At 64.4% G+C, this 18,211-nt stretch carries 14 protein-coding genes; 6 read left to right on the top strand and 8 right to left on the bottom strand.

Features of this window, described 5'->3' with window-relative positions:
* The first annotated feature begins 146 nt into the window (after nt 1-146).
* The 3 genes from P5703_RS00360 (at nt 147) to P5703_RS00350 (ending at nt 5,147) form a co-directional block, all read left to right on the top strand.
* Entirely contained in the window at nt 147-2,327 is a 2,181-nt protein-coding gene (locus P5703_RS00360) for a malate synthase G (protein ID WP_011914905.1), read from the top strand.
* Between the two features lie 181 nt (nt 2,328-2,508).
* The gene (locus tag P5703_RS00355; RefSeq protein ID WP_017245514.1) at nt 2,509-4,443 is read left to right on the top strand and encodes a putative nucleotidyltransferase substrate binding domain-containing protein; all 1,935 of its coding nucleotides are present in this window, start codon (nt 2,509-2,511) and stop codon (nt 4,441-4,443) included.
* Nucleotides 4,440-5,147: a 3'-5' exonuclease gene (locus P5703_RS00350; protein WP_125872049.1), complete on the top strand. Its 708-nt coding sequence runs from the start codon at nt 4,440-4,442 to the stop codon at nt 5,145-5,147. Before P5703_RS00355 ends, P5703_RS00350 begins: the two co-directional genes overlap by 4 nt.
* A 144-nt stretch (nt 5,148-5,291) precedes the next feature.
* Here the strand turns inward: P5703_RS00350 and P5703_RS00345 are convergent, their stop codons facing one another.
* From P5703_RS00345 to rloA2, 4 genes are all read right to left on the bottom strand, one after another.
* Nucleotides 5,292-5,810, bottom strand: a complete 519-nt coding sequence (locus tag P5703_RS00345) for a hypothetical protein (protein WP_045159831.1) — start codon at nt 5,808-5,810, stop codon at nt 5,292-5,294.
* A gap of 97 nt (nt 5,811-5,907) precedes the next feature.
* Nucleotides 5,908-7,677 (bottom strand): sodium:solute symporter family protein, encoded by a 1,770-nt coding sequence (locus P5703_RS00340; protein ID WP_011914909.1) that lies wholly within the window; start codon nt 7,675-7,677, stop codon nt 5,908-5,910.
* A gap of 5 nt (nt 7,678-7,682) precedes the next feature.
* A complete protein-coding gene (locus tag P5703_RS00335; protein WP_017245397.1) occupies nt 7,683-7,946 on the bottom strand; it encodes a DUF4212 domain-containing protein in 264 nt (87 codons plus the stop codon).
* Between the two features lie 719 nt (nt 7,947-8,665).
* Nucleotides 8,666-9,175: a retropepsin-like aspartic peptidase RloA2 gene (gene rloA2, locus P5703_RS00330; protein ID WP_011914911.1), complete on the bottom strand. Its 510-nt coding sequence runs from the start codon at nt 9,173-9,175 to the stop codon at nt 8,666-8,668.
* 178 nt (nt 9,176-9,353) lie between these two features.
* On the opposite strand from rloA2, the gene dbpA reads away from it, so the two are divergent.
* Complete coding sequence (dbpA, locus tag P5703_RS00325; protein WP_014597967.1) at nt 9,354-10,736, top strand: ATP-dependent RNA helicase DbpA; 1,383 nt, start codon at nt 9,354-9,356, stop codon at nt 10,734-10,736.
* Between the two features lie 129 nt (nt 10,737-10,865).
* The gene (yccS, locus tag P5703_RS00320) at nt 10,866-13,049 is read left to right on the top strand and encodes a YccS family putative transporter (protein WP_017245398.1); all 2,184 of its coding nucleotides are present in this window, start codon (nt 10,866-10,868) and stop codon (nt 13,047-13,049) included.
* Here the strand turns inward: yccS and P5703_RS00315 are convergent.
* Entirely contained in the window at nt 13,046-13,810 is a 765-nt protein-coding gene (locus tag P5703_RS00315) for a substrate-binding periplasmic protein (protein ID WP_049341398.1), read from the bottom strand. The genes yccS and P5703_RS00315 overlap by 4 nt on opposite strands.
* A gap of 134 nt (nt 13,811-13,944) precedes the next feature.
* Between P5703_RS00315 and P5703_RS00310 the strand changes: the two genes are divergently transcribed.
* A complete protein-coding gene (locus tag P5703_RS00310; protein WP_041755825.1) occupies nt 13,945-15,129 on the top strand; it encodes a BaiN/RdsA family NAD(P)/FAD-dependent oxidoreductase in 1,185 nt (394 codons plus the stop codon).
* A 20-nt stretch (nt 15,130-15,149) separates the two neighbouring features.
* On the opposite strand, the gene P5703_RS00305 is transcribed toward P5703_RS00310, so the two are convergent.
* The 3 genes from P5703_RS00305 to P5703_RS00295 all read right to left on the bottom strand — a co-directional run bounded on the left by P5703_RS00305 (nt 15,150) and on the right by P5703_RS00295 (nt 18,117).
* Nucleotides 15,150-15,332 carry a hypothetical protein gene (locus tag P5703_RS00305; RefSeq protein ID WP_011914916.1) on the bottom strand — a complete coding sequence of 61 codons (183 nt, stop codon included), beginning with the start codon at nt 15,330-15,332 and terminating at the stop codon, nt 15,150-15,152.
* 56 nt (nt 15,333-15,388) lie between these two features.
* A complete protein-coding gene (locus tag P5703_RS00300; protein ID WP_014597972.1) occupies nt 15,389-15,730 on the bottom strand; it encodes a hypothetical protein in 342 nt (113 codons plus the stop codon).
* A gap of 131 nt (nt 15,731-15,861) precedes the next feature.
* Nucleotides 15,862-18,117: a putative bifunctional diguanylate cyclase/phosphodiesterase gene (locus tag P5703_RS00295; RefSeq protein ID WP_049325471.1), complete on the bottom strand. Its 2,256-nt coding sequence runs from the start codon at nt 18,115-18,117 to the stop codon at nt 15,862-15,864.
* Between the last annotated feature and the right edge of the window lie 94 nt (nt 18,118-18,211).

Below are 18,211 nucleotides of genomic sequence, written 5' to 3'. Positions count from 1 at the left end.
GGCACTGGCGGGCCGCTTCGCACGGCCGAGGCAACCGGCCCTTTCAGCGGACTGATTTTCCCCGACGCTTCATGTAGTATCCGGCGACCTCGGACTACAAAAAGCGAAACCGTCCGGCGAATTAGAAGAACCAAGTGAGGCGAGTAATGACTGAGCGCGTTCAAGTCGGTGGCCTGCAGGTCGCCAAAGTCCTGTACGACTTCGTGAACAACGAGGCGATTCCCGGTACCGGCGTCGATGCCGCCGCCTTCTGGGCTGGCGCCGACAGCGTGATCCACGACCTGGCGCCGAAGAACCGCGCCCTGCTGGCCAAGCGCGACGAGCTGCAGGCCAAGATCGACGCCTGGCACCAGGCCCGCGCCGGCCAGGCCCATGACGCCGTGGCGTACAAGGCCTTCCTTCAGGAAATCGGCTACCTGCTGCCGGAAGCCGAAGACTTCCAGGCCACCACCGAGAACGTCGACGAAGAAATCGCCCGCATGGCCGGCCCGCAGCTGGTGGTGCCGATCATGAACGCGCGCTTCGCCCTGAACGCCGCCAACGCCCGCTGGGGCTCGCTGTATGACGCGCTCTACGGCACCGACGCCATCTCCGAAGCGGACGGCGCCACCAAGGGGCCGGGCTACAACGAGATCCGCGGCAACAAGGTCATCGCCTATGCGCGCAATTTCCTCAACGAAGCTGCACCGCTGGAAACCGGCTCGCACGTCGATTCCACCGGCTATCGCATCGAAGGCGGCAAGCTGGTCGTTTCGCTGAAGGATGGCAGCACCACCGGCCTGAAGAACCCGGCCCAGCTGCAGGGCTTTCAGGGCGACGCCAGCGCACCGATCGCCGTGCTGCTGAAGAACAACGGCATCCACTTCGAGATCCAGATCGACCCGGCCAGCCCGATCGGCCAGACCGATGCCGCCGGCGTGAAGGACATCCTGATGGAATCGGCACTGACCACCATCATGGACTGTGAAGACTCCATCGCCGCCGTCGACGCCGACGACAAGACAATCGTCTACCGCAACTGGCTCGGCCTGATGAAGGGCGATCTGGTCGAGGAGCTGGACAAGGGCGGCAAGCGCATCACCCGCGCCATGAACCCGGACCGCGTCTACACCAAGGCCGACGGCAACGGCGAGCTGACCCTGCACGGACGCTCGCTGCTGTTCATCCGCAACGTCGGTCACCTGATGACCAACGACGCCATCCTCGACAAGGCAGGCAACGAAGTGCCGGAAGGCATCATGGACGGCCTGTTCACCAGCCTGATCGCCATCCACAACCTCAAGGGCAACACCACCCGCGCCAACAGCCGCACCGGCTCGATGTACATCGTCAAGCCGAAGATGCACGGCCCGGAAGAAGTCGCCTTCGCCACCGAGCTGTTCGGCCGCGTCGAGGACGTTCTCGGCCTGCCGCGCAACACCCTCAAGGTCGGCATCATGGATGAGGAGCGTCGTACCACGATCAACCTCAAGGCCTGCATCAAGGAAGCGCGCGAGCGCGTGGTGTTCATCAACACCGGCTTCCTCGACCGCACCGGCGACGAAATCCATACCTCCATGGAAGCCGGCCCGATGGTGCGCAAGGCGGCCATGAAGTCCGAGAAATGGATCAGCGCCTACGAGAACAACAACGTGGACGTGGGCCTGGCCTGCGGCCTGCAGGGCAAGGCGCAGATCGGCAAGGGCATGTGGGCCATGCCTGACCTGATGGCCGCCATGCTTGAGCAGAAGGTCGGCCATCCGCTGGCCGGCGCCAACACCGCGTGGGTACCGTCGCCGACCGCAGCCACCCTGCACGCGATGCACTACCACAAGATCGACGTGCAGGCGCGCCAGGCCGAACTGGCCAAGCGCGAGAAGGCTTCGATCGATGACATCCTCACCATCCCGCTGGCACAGAACACCAACTGGAGCGAGGAAGAGAAGCGCAACGAGCTGGACAACAACTCGCAGGGCATCCTCGGCTACATGGTGCGCTGGGTCGAACAGGGCGTTGGTTGCTCCAAGGTGCCGGACATCAACGACATCGCGCTGATGGAAGACCGTGCCACCCTGCGCATCTCCAGCCAGCACGTGGCCAACTGGATGCGCCACGGCGTGGTAACCAAGGACCAGGTGATCGAGAGCCTCAAGCGCATGGCCCCGGTGGTCGACCGCCAGAACCAGGGTGACCCGCTGTACCGCCCGATGGCGCCTGACTTCGACAACAGCGTGGCCTTCCAGGCTGCGCTGGAGCTGGTCCTCGAAGGCACCAAGCAGCCCAACGGCTACACCGAGCCGGTCCTGCACCGTCGCCGCCGCGAGTTCAAGGCCAAGAACGGCCTGTAACCGCCAGCCGCGACAGAAGAACCGCCCTTCGGGGCGGTTTTTTTATGCCTGCGCCCTCGCAACAGCCCGAAACACCGGGCTGACCCTGATCAGCTTCCGCAGCGCCCGGCCTGACTAGACTTACGTCCAATTGGGTCCGACCGACCCGCAGCCCACCATGAACAAAAAATGGAAGCCGACCATGAGCACACCTGACGCCTTCGCCCAAGCTGGGAAGACGGCCGTACTGCAGAACATCCACGGCACCATGGAGTTCCTGCGCAAGTACGCCCCCTTCAACCAGATGGAGCCGGCCCACCTGGCCTATCTGGTGGAGAACTGTGAGCTGCGCTTCTATGCCGAAGGCGACTGCATCATTTCTCCCGAAGACGGCGTGGTGCAGCACTTCTATATCGTCAAGCAGGGCCGCGTGCACGGTCAGCGCCCGCACACCGCCAAGCGCGGCACCGACACCACCTTCGAGGTCATCGTCGGCGAGTGCTTCCCGATGGCGGCGCTGATGGGCGAGCGGGCGACCCGTACCGCACACCTGGCTGCCGAGGACACCTTCTGCTTCCTGCTCAACAAACCGGCCTTCGTCAACCTGGTGTCCAACTCGCCGGTGTTTCGCGACTTCGCCATGCGCGGCGTGAGCAGCCTGCTGGATCTGGTCAATCAGCAGGCGCAGATGCGCGCGGTGGAGAGCCTCGGCGAGAACTTCTCGCTGGAAACCAGCATCGGCGAGCTGGCCCTGCATCATCCCGTCTCCTGCCTGCCGTCCCGCCCGCTCAACGAAGCGGTGGCGATGATGCAGGAGGAGAACGTCGGCAGCATCGTCATCGTCGACGAAGCGCTGCATCCGCAGGGCATCTTTACCCTGCGTGACCTGCGACGAGCCATCGGTACGGGCACCACGGACCTGAGTCAGCCGATTGCCCAGTTCATGACTCACGATCCGTTCTACCTGCCGCCGGACGCCACCGCGTTCGATGCGGCCATCGCCATGACCGAGCGGCATATCGCTCATGTCTGCGTGGTGGACAACGGCTTGCTGCGCGGTGTGATCTCCGAGCGCGACCTGTTTTCCCTGCAGCGCGTGGACCTTGTGCATCTGGCCCAGACCATCCGCCACGCCGATCGCGTCGACGCCCTGGTGGTCATCCGCAACCGCATCAAGCAGCTGGTCGACAACATGCTGGCCCACGGCGCCTCGTCGACGCAGATCACCCGCATCGTCACCCTTCTCAACGATCACACGGTGTGTCGGGTCATCGAACTGGCCATCGCGCATATGGGCGATCCGGGCGTGCCGTTCACCTGGCTGTGCTTCGGCAGCGAAGGGCGCCAGGAGCAGACCCTGCACACCGACCAGGACAACGGCATTCTCTTCGAGGCCGCCGATGCCGCCGAGGCCGCGCACATCCGCGGTCGCCTGCTGCCGCTGGCCGAGCGTATCAACCGTGACCTCGACACCTGCGGCTTCACCCTGTGCAAGGGCAACATCATGGCCAGCAATCCGCAGCTGTGCCTGTCGCGGCAGGAATGGAGCCGCCGCTTCAGCTCCTTTGTCCGTGAGGCGACGCCGGAAAACCTGCTCGGCAGCACCATCTATTTCGACCTGCGCAGCATCTGGGGCCCGGCCGAAGGTTGCGAGCAGCTGCGCCAGGATCTGCTCGACGAGATCAAGGACAACAGCCTGTTCCAGCGCATGATGGCGGACAACGCCCTGCGCCATCGTCCCCCGGTCGGCCGCTTCCGCGACTTCGTGGTGGCACGCAAGGGCGAAGGCAAAGACACCCTGGACCTGAAGGTGCAGGGGCTGACTCCGTTCGTCGACGGCGCACGCCTGCTGGCGCTGAGCAACGACATCGGCACCTGCAACACCCTCGAGCGCCTGCGCAAGCTGGTGGAAAAGGGCGTGATCGAACCCAAGGATGGCGCGGCCTACGAAGAGGCCTACCACTTCATCCAGCAGACCCGCATGCAGCAGCATCAGCAGCAGGCACGCGATGGACTGCCCTATTCCAATCGCCTGGATCCGGATACGCTCAATGTGTTGGATCGACGCATCCTGCGCGAGTCCTTTCGCCAGGCCCAGCGTCTCCAGGCCAGCCTCGCGGTGCGCTATCAACTATGAGCATGTTCTGGTTCAACCCACGCGGTCCGAAGTTGCCTCCCGAGCAGCAGCAACGCGTTGCCGAGCTGCCGCGCCCGGAACTGCCGCAGCCCGTTCCGCTACGCCAGCAACGACTGGTGGTGCTGGATCTGGAAACGACCGGGCTGCACCTCAAGCGCGACCTGGTCATCGCCATCGGCGCGGTGGTCATCGAGGACGGCGCGATCAATTATTCGCAGCAGTTCGAATGCACGCTGTGCCGTCAGGTCAAGGTCAATGAAAGCGTGCTGATCCATGGCATCGCGCCTAGCGAACTGGCCAACGGGCTACCGCCGGCCGAAGCGCTGCTCAGTTTCATGGAGTTTGCCGCGGGCAGCATCGTCCTGGCCTTTCACGCCCCCTTCGACCAACGCATGCTGGGCCGCGCGCTGAAGAACGAGCTGGGCTATTCGCTGGAGAACAGCTTCCTCGACGTGGCCGACCTGGCCCCGATGCTGTTCCCCGAAGCGATGATCCACCGCGGCAGCCTGGACCACTGGCTCGACTACTTCAACATCCATATCCCGCAGCGTCACAATGCGTCCGCCGACGCCATGGCGACAGCCGAGATCGCGCTGATCCTGCTCAATCGTGCCCAGCGCATCGGCCTGACCACGTTCGACGAGCTGGCGCAGCGCCTCAGGTGCTGGCAGCGCGCCCGCAAGGCGGCATTCAACTCGATCTGAACCTGACGACACGACCGCGGCCGTTCGGACCGCGATGACGGACACAGACGCAGCCATGTCCGAAAGGACGGGACGACCCAAATCTCGGGCCGCCCACGCATGAAGTGACGGTGCGCCTCAGATCACGCTGATGCGCGTACGGAATCAGCGCCCGCTTTCGCAGATGGACCGATACAGCGGCGAATCCTGCTCGAGCTGGGTCAGTGTCTCGACCTTCGCCTCGCCGGCTTCATTCAACCGGAACATCGCCTTCTCTCTGCACAGCAACTGATAGCGTCCACTTTGCACGGTGGACATCAGGCTGGTCTTTTCGAAGCGATACAGCACGAAGCGGGCAACGCGTCCCTGATCGGTGTCCTGGATCTGCGCATTGGCTTCATCCAGCACGGTGTAGGCCAGCGGCATCGGGAACGCCAGGGTCCAGGGTCGCCAGAGCATGTTGCCTTTCTCGCTCGATACCACCACCGAACCCTCCGGCAGACGGGCCTGGGTGCTCTCGAACCAGGTGTATTCGTAGTGGATTGTGTACGCCAGCATGCCCAGGCCAGCACCTACCGGAATGATCCACTTCGGCAGGCGCTTGCGCGTCAAGGAGCGCAGCGCCAGTGCAATCCCCGCACCCGCCGTACCGGCGACAATTGCAGCAATCAGATGCCAGAACATATACAACTCCCCTAAAAAAATCGGGCTTCCAATTGGAAGCCCGACTTCTACCTCAACCTTGTTTCAGACGGGGTCTGATGTCTGGTTGCATTATCGATCAGTGATCAAGCGCAGCGCCAGCACCTTTCGGGGTACGCACGCTCTCGACCAGATCCTGGATTTCCTGTGGCGGAGCCTGAGTCGCCAGGGACACGGCATAGGCCACGATGAAGTTCAGGATCGCACCCACGGCACCGAAGGCCTGCGGGGAGATACCCATCCACCACTGATCAGGCGTGTTGGCCAGGCTGTTGGTGCCAGGGATGAAGAACCAGCCCAGGTACAGGAAGATGTACACCGCGGTGGACACCACACCTACCAGCATACCGGCCACAGCACCTGCGCTGTTCACGCGCTTGGAGAAGATACCCATCATCAGCGCCGGGAACAGGCTCGCTGCAGCGAGACCGAACGCCAGTGCCACTACCTGAGCCGCGAAGCCCGGCGGGTTCAGACCCAGATAGGTCGCCAGGAGAATGGCTGCCGTCATGGACAGACGAGCGGCCAGCATCTCGTTCTTCTCGCTGATCTTCGGATTGATGAGCGTCTTGATCAGGTCATGACTGATTGCCGAGGAGATCGCCAGCAGCAGACCAGCCGCAGTGGACAGCGCCGCCGCGATGGCACCCGCCGCGATCAGACCGATGACCCAGCCTGGCAGGTTGGCGATTTCCGGGTTGGCCAGAACGATGATGTCGTTGTTCACGGTCAGCTCGTTGCCGTTCCAGCCACGCTCCTGCGCAGTCGGAGTGAAGGCAGCGCTGGCGTCGTTGTACATCTGTACGCGACCGTCGCCGTTCTTGTCTTCCCACTTGATCAGACCGGTACGTTCCCAGGTCTGCACCCACTCAGGACGATCTTCGTAGCGGATTGCTTCAGCCTGCGGGCCTTCCGGATAGATGGTCTGAACCAGGTTCAGACGAGCCATGGAGGCAACAGCCGGAGCGGTGAGGTACAGCAGGGCGATGAACACCAGAGTCCAGCCAGCGGACCAGCGAGCGTCAGCTACCTTCGGTACGGTGAAGAAGCGGATGATCACGTGCGGCAGACCAGCGGTACCGATCATCAGCGACAGGGTGAACAGGAACATGTTCAGCTTGTTGTCGATGTCGGCGGTGTAGGCAGCGAAGCCCAGGTCGGTTACGACCTGATCCAGCTTGTCCAGCAGCGGCACGCCGGAGTCGACGTGAGTGCCGAACATGCCGAGCATCGGGATCGGGTTGCCAGTCAGCTGCATGGCAATGAACACGGCCGGAATGGTGTAGGCGATGATCAGAACGATGTACTGAGCCACCTGGGTGTAGGTGATGCCCTTCATGCCGCCGAATACCGCGTAGGCGAACACGATCGCGGCAGCGATCCAGATACCAGCGGAGTTGCTCACTTCCAGGAAGCGGGAGAACGCCACACCAGCACCGGCCATCTGACCGATTACGTAAGTAACGGAGATGAGGATGAGGCAGATGACGGCTACCAGGCGCGCACCACGGCTGTAGAACCGGTCACCGATGAAGTCCGGTACGGTGAACTTGCCGAATTTGCGCAGATAGGGGGCCAGCAGCATGGCCAGCAGCACGTAGCCACCGGTCCAGCCCATCAGGTACACGGAGGTGGCATAACCGCCGGAGGCGATGATACCGGCCATGGAGATGAAGGATGCCGCAGACATCCAGTCTGCCGCAGTCGCCATACCGTTGGTTACAGGGTGAACGCCACCGCCGGCGACGTAGAATTCCTTAGTCGACCCGGCGCGAGCCCAGACCGCGATCCCGATATAGAGCAGGAACGAGGCGCCCACGAACAACATGTTGATCCAATATTGGCTCATGGTGGTTACTCCTCAACCCCGAATTCCTTGTCCAGTTTGTTCAGCCGCCACGCGTAGTGGAAGATGATCGCAATGAACACGATGATGGAACCCTGTTGAGCGAACCAGAAGCCAAGATCCGTTCCCCCTACAGGGATACCGGATACCAGCGGACGCAGGAGGATACCGAAACCATATGAGACAAGAGCCCAGACCACTAAGCTCCAAGTGATAAGGCGAACATTCGCCTTCCAGTACGCAGCAGCATTTTCTTTATCGTTGTCGGCCATTGACGTTCTCCGCCTTATTTTTATTGCGTGTGAAGGGAACCCACATGCTGAATTTAACAGGGCAGGGTTTATGAATGAAAGCCCCGACTTTAGTCTGACAAACAACCCGCAAAGACCAATCCAGATGCCGAAAAGCGCCGCCGCAAAGCGTCCCAGGCTGGCGATTTGCCACGAACCGACCTGCTCGCCGTAACCTTTGTGGCAGACGGTTTTGACGCATGCAGGTGCGGCGGGCTGACGCGGCGCTCCTCCCACCTTCGGGCAGTCGCCTCGGACGCATATCGAGACCGACCGGTCACGAAATTAAATTCACCGCGTAATTATCATCCCCAAGTTCGAAAAGTATAACTTGGAGATTGAACTCTTAATGAAAGATAAATATTTAAAAAACAAGAGCAATGAACTTAAGAAAACGATGTAATTAACTTATCGTCAGTTCATTGCCTTTTGATTGCAAACGAAGCGGCCGCCACACTCCATCGAGGCAGCCTCCTTCAAGCAGATTTCCAGAGGTCGTGGCGCGCGGATAGACGGACGTCGAGCCGCACGTCGACGCCCAAATGCCAGCAGCGCCCTGCAGGCACCCTCGAGCCTGGCTCGGAGCCGAACAGGGCTGGCTACGGCAGGCCTTGCGGCCTATCGGCAGGCGCGAAGCGGAGAGACGTCCTGGCCGGACAGATGCCGTTCGACGCAGGTCGCGTACAGTTGGTGACCTGCGTCTAACAGGCAGGCTGACCCGCCGTGTATTTCTCGGTCGGGTAGATCGCCGCGTTGAGATCACGAATGGTCTCTGCGCCGATCAGCAAGGGGTAACTGAAGTGCGTCCGGTCGGTGAGGTTGACCTGCACCTCGCGCAGCTGATCGCCGATGCATAGCTGCATGCCCACGACGGGGCGCTCGGCCCGCGGCGGCTCGCTGTCGGGATCGACGTTTCCGGCCTCCTCGGCGCGGGTCTTGATACGACTGATACCGAGCAGCCGCTGCTCATAAAGGGTGTCATCGGCACCATCGACGGCCAGACGGAAGCGCACCCAGTCCTCGCCATCGCGTTTGAACTGTTCGATGTCGCGGGCCGACAGCGATGCGGTCATGGCACCGGTATCCATCTTGGCGGGCAGGATCTTGCCGATCTCTTCGACCTTGATGTGCTCGTAGCGGCCATAAAGGGTGGGTTCGGCCGCGAACGCCGGTAGCGCCAACAGCCCGGCAAGGAAAAGAACGCGAGACAAAACAACCTCCTGGGAGCGAATGATGGACAGTTTTCGATCAGCCGCCCCCCGCTGGGTTCAGTCTTCGCGCCTTTCAAAACGTTTCACCAGGCAGGCAGATAGCCATGCCGACCGCGCCGAACGCTCCTGCCGGCAGCCTGATAGACTGCAGACCGATTTCCATCCGAAGGCTCCAACCGTGTCCAGTCCCGCCTTTTCCACCCTGCCCCTTTCCGCCGCCATGCTGGCCAACCTCGAAGCCCTCGGCTACGCGACGATGACGCCGATCCAGGCGCAGAGCCTGCCGCTGATGCTCAAGGGGCACGACCTGATCGCCCAGGCCAAGACCGGTAGCGGCAAGACCGCAGCCTTCGGCATCGCCTTGCTCGACCCGCTCAATCCACGCTATTTCGGCTGCCAGGCGCTGGTACTTTGCCCGACCCGCGAGCTGGCCGATCAGGTCGCCAAGGAGCTGCGCCGACTGGCGCGGGCAGCGGACAACATCAAGATCCTCACGCTGTGCGGCGGCGTCTCCATCGGCCCGCAGATCGCATCGCTGGAGCATGGCGCCCATGTGATCGTCGGCACGCCGGGGCGGGTGCAGGAGCACCTGAAGAAAGGCACCCTCAAGCTCGACGGCCTCAACACCCTGGTGCTCGATGAAGCCGACCGCATGCTGGACATGGGCTTCTACGACGCCATCGCCGAGATCATCGGCCAGACCCCGGCCAAGCGGCAGACGCTGCTGTTCTCGGCCACCTACCCCGCCAGCATCGAGCAGCTTGCCGCCAGTTTCATGCGTGCGCCGCAGCAGGTGCGGGTCGAGTCACTGCACACGGACTCGCAGATCGAGCAGCGCTTCTACGAGATCGACCCCGAGCAGCGTCTGGATGCGGTGGCGCGCCTGTTGGCCAGCTTCCGCCCGGAAAGCTGCGTGGCCTTCTGCTTCACCAAGCAGCAATGCCAGGAGCTGGTCGAGTACCTCAACGCCAAGGGCATCTCGGCAGCGGCACTCAATGGCGATCTGGAGCAGCGTGATCGGGATCAGGTCCTGGCGATGTTCGCAAACCGCAGCCTGTCGGTGCTGGTGGCTACCGATGTCGCCGCCCGCGGGCTGGATATCGACGCTTTGGACATGGTGATCAACGTCGAGCTGGCCCGCGATCCGGAAATCCACGTCCACCGCATCGGCCGGACCGGACGCGCCGGCAACCAGGGCCTGGCCGCGAGCCTGGTGGCCCCGGCCGAAGCCCATCGTGCCCAGGCCATCGAGAAGTTGCAGAAGTCGCCGCTCAACTGGCATTCCCTGGACGAGCTGAAAGCCGGCGCGGGTGCGCCGCTGCAACCGCCGATGGTGACGCTGTGCATCGCTGCCGGGCGCAAGGACAAGCTGCGCCCGGGCGACATCCTGGGGGCCCTGACCGGCGACGCCGGCCTGCCGGGCAGCCAGGTCGGCAAGATTGCCATCTTCGACTTCCAGGCGTTCGTGGCGGTCGAACGCGATGCGGCCAAACAGGCCCTCAAGCGCCTGAACGAAGGTAAGATCAAGGGCCGCTCGCTGAAGGTCCGCGTGCTGCGCTGAAGCCAGCCGCCGCCAAGCCGATAGCAAGCAGGCCAGCATCAGGCGGCCGGAGGGTTGAGCCCCGGCCGCGGCCGTGACAGCGTATGCGCTGGCGCTGCCCTATCTGCCCGTCCCCAACCGGATCGCTCCATGCCGCAACCCTCGCTCAGCCAGTACTTACGCCGCCTCTGGGCGCTGGAGAAGTTCGGCTACAGCCTGCGCGTGCTGATCGCCATGGCCGGCAGCATGGGCCTGGCCTGGTACCTCGGGCAGCCATCGCTGATCATTCCGCTGTTCCTCGGCATCATCGCCAGCGCCCTGGCGGAGACCGACGACAGCTGGCTGGGCCGGCTCAGCGCCCTGCTGGTGACCCTGCTGTGCTTCAGCATCGCCGCGGTAGCCGTCGAGTTGCTGTTTCCCTATCCGTGGCTGTTCGTTGCCGGCCTGGCGTTGTCCACCTTCGCCCTGGTCATGCTCGGCGCGCTCGGCGAACGCTACGGCGCGATCGCCCAGGCCACGCTGATCCTCTCCATCTACAGCATGATCGCCGCCGACCAGCGCAACGGCGAGCTGCAGCAGTTCTGGCGCGACCCACTGCTGCTGGTGGCCGGCGCCGCCTGGTATGGCCTGCTGTCGGTATGCTGGAACGCGCTGTTCGCGCACCAGCCGGTGCAGCAGAGCCTGGCGCGGTTGTATCGCGAGCTGGGCCTGTACTTCCGCTACAAGGCAGCGCTGTTCGAACCGGTGCGCCAGCTGGACGTCGAACAGCGCCGGCTCGAGCTGGCGCAGCAGAACGGCCGGGTGGTCAGCGCCCTGAATGCGGCCAAGGAAACCCTGCTGCACCGCCTGGGCAGCGGCCGCCCCGGCAGCAGGATCAATCACTACCTGAAGCTTTACTTCCTCGCCCAGGACCTGCACGAGCGTGTCAGCTCTTCGCACTACCCTTACCAGGCCCTCGCCGAAGCCTTCTTCCACAGCGACGTGCTGTTTCGCTGTCAGCGCCTGCTGCGTCTGCAGGCCAGCGCCTGCACCGAACTCGGCGAGGCCATCCAGCTGCGCCAGACGTTTCGCTACAGCGATGCCAATGCCCAGGCACTGGAGGACCTGCAGGCGTCGCTGGAGCACCTGCGCGAGCAGAACAACCCGGCCTGGCGCGGCCTGCTGCGCTCGTTGCGGGCGCTGTCGAGCAACCTCTCCACCCTGCAGCGCCAGCTCGCCAGTGCCAGCGACCCCGCCGCGCTGGAAGGCACGCAGGACAGCAGCCTGCTGGATCGCCAGCCGCAGACGCTGCGCGAGGCATTCAACCGCATCCGCCTGCAGCTGACGCCGACGTCCCTGCTGTTCCGCCACGCCTTGCGCATGGCCATCGCCCTGGTCGCGGGTTACGCCGCGCTGCACGCCATCCATCCCGAGCAAGGCTACTGGGTGCTGCTGACCACCGTATTCGTCTGCCAACCCAACTATGGCGCCACCCGGATCAAGCTGGTGCAGCGGATCAGCGGCACCGTGCTGGGCCTGGTGGTCGGCTGGGCGCTGTTCGATCTGTTCCCCAGCCAGCCGGTGCAGGCACTGTTCGCCGTGGTCGCCGGAGTGGTGTTCTTCGCCACCCGCAGCACGCGCTACACCCTGGCCACGGCCGCGATCACGCTGATGGTGCTGTTCTGCTTCAACCAGGTCGGCGATGGCTACGGGCTGATCTGGCCGCGCCTGTTCGATACCCTGCTCGGCAGCCTGATCGCCGCCGCCGCGGTGTTCCTGATCCTGCCGGACTGGCAGGGCCGGCGTCTGAACCAGGTGGTCGCCAACACCCTCAGCTGCAACAGCGACTACCTGCGCCAGATCATGCGCCAGTACGACAGTGGCAAGCACGACGACCTGGCCTACCGCCTGGCCCGGCGCAACGCCCACAACGCCGATGCCGCGCTGTCGACCACCCTCTCGAACATGCTTCTGGAGCCCGGCCACTTCCGCAAGGATGCCGAGACCGGCTTTCGCTTTCTGATCCTCTCGCACACCCTGCTGAACTACCTGTCCGGCCTCGGCGCCCATCGCGAAAGCCTGCCTGACGATGCCAGCGATGCGCTGCTCGAGCGCGCCGCGGAGCAGCTGGCGGCGAGCCTCGACGATCTGGCCACGGCGCTGGCACAGAACAAGCCGGTGGCCATCTACAGCGAAGAGGAAGAAGCGCTGGCGCAGCAGCTCGAACAGATTCCGGAGGAGATGGACGATGCCCATCGCCTGGTGCAGACCCAGCTCGGGTTGATCTGCCGTCAGCTGGCACCGCTGCGCAGCATGGCCGCGCACCTGATCAAGCAGCAGCCGGTCCAGCGCTAGTACTGGGGCAACGCGTCCGGGGCGGGCATGGCGTGGCGGCGAAAGATCGCCGCGTAGCTGCCGTCCTCGAGCATCGCGGCGATCTCGCGCTCGAAGGTCGCCACGATGTCGGTCGCCTGCGGGTGGTCGCTGCGCACCACCAAGGACAGCCCGGCCCGCCTGAACTCACCGGGGACGAAGGAAAGCTCATCCCGCTCATGGCCCAGCTCGCGCTCGAGATGGAACAGTACGGTGCGCTCATCCTCCAGCGTCAGGTCGACACGTCCGGCGAGCACCATCGCCGCCGCCTGGACGAAACTCGCAGCGTAGCCCTTCTGCAACCGTGCGTTGTCGTCCAGTTCGTCGCTGTACATGTAGCCCCGGCTCAAGGCAATCGGGTGGCCGATCAGGCTATCGAGGCCGTCATAGCGAAAGTCGCTTCCGCGTCGCTGGACCCAGCGCATCCGGTTGACCAGAAACGGGCGAGAGCTCAGCGTGTAGTCGACGCGCTTGAGCGTCGGCCAGCCATTGACCATGTCGTAGCTGCCGTTGCGCAGGCCGAACAGAGCGCGCTCCCAGGGCACCTCGATGTACTCGACCCGGTAGCCCCCGCGCTCCAGCGCGGTGCGGATCAGCTCGACGGACAGCCCCTCGCCGGGCAGGCTCTTGTCCGTATAGGGCGGCCAGATGTTGCCGGCCAGCCGAAGCACTTCGGCGGGCAGCGAAGCGCTCGCCAACAGCAGCATCAGTCCGAACAATCGTCGCATGGCCATCACGTCCACCCGCCCCTCTGGCAAAGCGCTATCAGCCCATCAGAACACAATGCAGGTCGATTGACGTCGGCGCCTCGTCGGATGCCTGGCTGCAGCGAAACCGCGAGCGGAGTACCATCGCGCGTTTTCGAACGAGGTATGCATTGGTGCAGACTGACGTGGTGGTAATCGGCGCCGGTGCCGCCGGCCTGATGTGTGCATTCACCGCCGCCGCGCGCGGCCGCCAGGTGCTGCTGCTCGACCACGCCAACAAGGCGGGCAAGAAGATCCTCATGTCCGGCGGCGGGCGCTGCAACTTCACCAACCTCTATACCGAGCCGGCCAACTTCCTTTCCAGCAACCCGCACTTCTGCAAGTCTGCCCTGGCGCGCTACACCCAATGGGACTTCATCGAGATGGTCAGCCGCCACGGCGTGCCCTATCACGAGAAGAAGCTCGGCCAGCTGTTCTGCGATAACAAATCCAGCGACATCCTGGAGATGCTGCTGGACGAGTGCGGGCGGGCCGGAGTCGATCTGCGCCTGGACACCGCCGTGACGGCGATCGAGCGGCTCGATCAGGGGTATGCGCTGCAGACCGGCATCGGCGCGGTGCGCTGCCAGTCGCTGGTGATCGCCACTGGCGGGCTGTCGATCCCGACCCTGGGCGCCAGCGGCTTCGGCTATCAGATCGCCCGCCAGTTCGGCCACAACGTGCTGCCGACCCGCGCGGGCCTGGTGCCATTCACCATTACCGAACCGCAGCTCAAGACCCTGTGCAGCGAACTGTCCGGCACCTCGGTGGAGGATTGCCTGGTCAGCTGCAACGGGCAGAGCTTCCGCGAGAACATCCTCTTCACCCATCGCGGGCTGTCCGGCCCGGCGATCCTGCAGATCTCGTCCTACTGGCACCCGGGCGACGTGGTGCATATCGACCTGCTGCCGCACCTGGATCTGGTGGAATGGCTGACGGCGCAGCGACAGGAACGCCCCAACATCGAGCTCAAGACGCTGCTGGGTGAGGTTTTCACGCGCAAGATGGCCGGCCTTCTGTGCGAGCAGTGGTTCAGCTCACGGCCGCTGAAGCAGTACGGGCCCAGCGAGCTGGAAGCGATCGCGAACAAGCTGGCGGACTGGCAGGTGGTACCCGCCGGAACCGAGGGCTACCGGACGGCGGAGGTCACGCTGGGCGGTGTGGATACGCGGGAAGTGTCGTCCAAGACCATGGAGTCGCAGAAGGCGCCAGGGCTGTACTTCGTCGGCGAGGTACTCGACGTCACCGGCCATCTGGGCGGCTTCAACTTCCAATGGGCCTGGGCGTCGGGCTACGCGGCCGGACAGTTCGTCTAGCCGGCGCAGCGCCGGAACCGCTACTCGTTGGTCCGGTTGGACGGCGGCGAGATTTCCCGCGGGCCGGCGGGATCGGTAGCGGTGTTCTGGTATTCCTGCTGGTTGCGGCTGTTGTTATCCAGCGCAGACTCCTCGTCGTCCGGCGAGCAACCCACCAGCGCCAGGGCAGCCAGTGCACCAGCCAAGATAAAACTCGACTTCATCGCTTTTCTCCTGCGCATGACACCCTGAGCCCGCGGCCCAGGGTGCCGGGCCGCGCTTACTGCGAAGTGCCGGTGCCGGTGCCGGTTCCAGTGCCAGTGCCAGTGCTCGGCGCGGTACCGGAGCCGGACTCGGTGCCCATGCCGCTGCCATTGTCGGCAGGCGGAGTGGCCATGTCGCCCGAAGTACCGGTGCCAGTGCCCGTTCCGGTGCTCGGTGCAGCGCCGGTACCGGTGCCGGTCCCAGTGCCTGCAGGCGGCGTGGTGGTGTCAGTGGAGGGTGCGGCCGGCTGCTCGGTGGTGGCCGGCGGCGGGGTCGGCTCGCGGTCGCGGTCTTCGTCCGGGCCGCAACCGACCAGCAGAAGTCCGAGTACGGGGGGCAGCAGATAGGTAAGACGCATGGTTAACCTCCTTCAGAGTGATCCGGCGGGTGGCCGGAGAATTCTTGAATCGTCAGATTCACAGAAGGTTGACCTTGTTAAGGCGCAAGAGTGCCCCGGCCGTCTCATTCCTGGCGGCGCGCAGATGCCGGTCAGCCAGGCAGACAGGCCGGGAGCGGGTCGTTCAGCGTCGTCCCGGGCGTGACCGGATGCAATGCCCAGAGCTCGTCGAAACGATGCTCGCGATCGAACATCCGCTGCAGTTCTGCCGCCGAGCGCGGAGGACTGAACCAGTAACCCTGCACCAGCTGACAACCCTCGGCGCCGAGAAAGGCCACCTGTTCGGGGCGCTCCACGCCTTCGGCGACGACCGCCAGGCCGAGGCTCTGGCCGAGCCCGATGACGGCGCGACTGATGGCCACCGAGTCGGGATCCTCCGGCGCGGCGGCGATGAAGCTGCGATCGACCTTGAGCACGTGCAGCGGATAGCGTTTGAGGTAGCCGAGCGAACAGTAGCCGGTGCCGAAATCATCCAGGGCCAGGCGCACGCCGAGCGCCGCGATCTCGTGCAGGCTGCTCATGGTCGCCTCGCTATCCTGCATCAGCAGCGTCTCGGTGATCTCCAGCAGCAGGCTGTCCGGTCGCAGCCCGGTCTCCCGCAGCACGCGCGCCAGCAGATCGGTGAAACCGGGCTGCTGCAGCTGACGTATCGACAGGTTGACCGCGCAGTACAGTTGCGTCTGACCGGCCTGCTGCCAGCGACGGACCTGGCAGCAGGCCTCGCGCAGCACCCACTCGCCGACGCGAACGATCTCGCGCGACTCCTCCAGCACCGGAATGAACTCGTGCGGCGCCACTGGCTTGTCGTTGAAGCGCCAGCGCAGCAGCGCCTCGACGCCGACGACATAGGGTCGGCCCTGCTCGACGCGGCAGATCGGCTGATAATGCAGGGCGAATTCCCGCCGCGTCAGCGCCTGGGCCAGCGCGCTCTCCAGTTCCAGCTGACGGGCCGCCTTGGAATGCAGGCCGTCGCAGAACAGGGCGAACTGGTCCTTGCCCGCACTCTTGGCGCGATACAGGGCCAGGTCGGCCGCCTGCAGCGCATTCAGCGCCTGACCATCACGCTGCAGCGGCGCGATACCGATGCTGGCGCTGACCGACAGGGTGCGCTCGCCCAGCTGCAGCGGTTGGCGCAGGGCCACCAGCATGCGCTGGGCGACGCGCTCGGCATCGGCTTCGCAGGCCAGATCGCCAAGCAGGGCGACGAATTCGTCGCCGCCGAAACGGGCCAGGTGGTCACCCGGCCGCAGACATCTCAGCAACCGCTGCGCCACTTCCACCAGCACCTGGTCGCCAGCGCCGTGGCCGAGGCTGTCGTTGATCAGCTTGAAGCGGTCCAGATCGACGAAGAGCAAGGCCGTGGCCCGACCGTGCGGTCGCTGCTGCACCTCCTTGAGCAGTTCGTCCAAGTGCAGACGGTTGGCCAGGCCGGTCAGGGCATCGTGGCGTGCCGCATGGCGCAGGCACTCCTCGGCGGCCTTGCGTGCGCTGATGTCGGTCTGCGAACCGGCCATGCGCAGGGTTCCCTGCTCGCAGCGCTCGGCGACGCCGCGCACCAGCACCCACAGGTAGCCACCGCCCTCGATGCGCACGCGGTATTCATGGGCCAGCGACGGCGTTCGCCCGTTCAGGTGATCGGCGATCGCCTCGCGCAGCCCAGGCAGGTCGTCCGGATGTACCCGCTCGAACCAGCTGCGGCTGGTATAGCTCGGCTGCGCAGGCATGCCCAGCATGGCGGTCCAGCGCTCGGACAGGTGCAGCTGGTCGTGCTCCACGTTCCATTCCCAGATGCCGTCCTCCGAGCCGCGCAGCGCGCGCGTCAGCCGCGCCTCGCTGTCCTCCAGGGCGTGCCGCTGAGCGGCGCTGTAGGTGTCGATGGCGAGGATCATGTCGAAGAAGACGATCTTCAGCAGGCTGTCGTACAGCCTGTGCTGCTCGTTGTCGCCGAGCAGCGTGCGCAGCATTTCCGACAGGTAGAAGCGATAGGCACCGAGGTACCATTCCAGGTCGACGCCGACCCGCTGATGGACCAGCCCCACCAGCAGGCGGTCACGCACGTAGTCGCGCTCGTAGGGACCGTTCCACAGGCGCCGGTAGTATTCCTGCTGGCGCTGCTTGAGCCGCATCAGCCCGGCGCAGTCACTGTGCAGGGTGGCTGGCTGGCCGAAGTCGGCAAGGTGTTCGTAGAGCTTGTCGATGAAGGCGCGATGAGCCGCGTCCAGCTCGGCCGCGGCGCGGTTCAGGCGCAACGCGTCGCCGGTCTGCCACTGCAGGAAGCGCTTGCGGGTCAGGATCTGTTCGAGGCCCAGTCCCACTCGTTGCAGCAACGCCTTCAGCTCGTCTTCCATCCACGCCCCTTGCTTCCCTGCCGCACCCATGCGCCTGAGAACATCATCCAGGCCTGAGCAACGGAAGTTGATACTAGAAAGCCATCAAGGGTCG

The organism is Stutzerimonas sp. FeSN7, assembly GCF_030263795.1.
GTDB lineage: Bacteria > Pseudomonadota > Gammaproteobacteria > Pseudomonadales > Pseudomonadaceae > Stutzerimonas > Stutzerimonas stutzeri.
The sequence above is the reverse complement of the archived record's forward strand: the minus strand, read 5'-3'. Positions and strand labels throughout refer to the sequence as shown.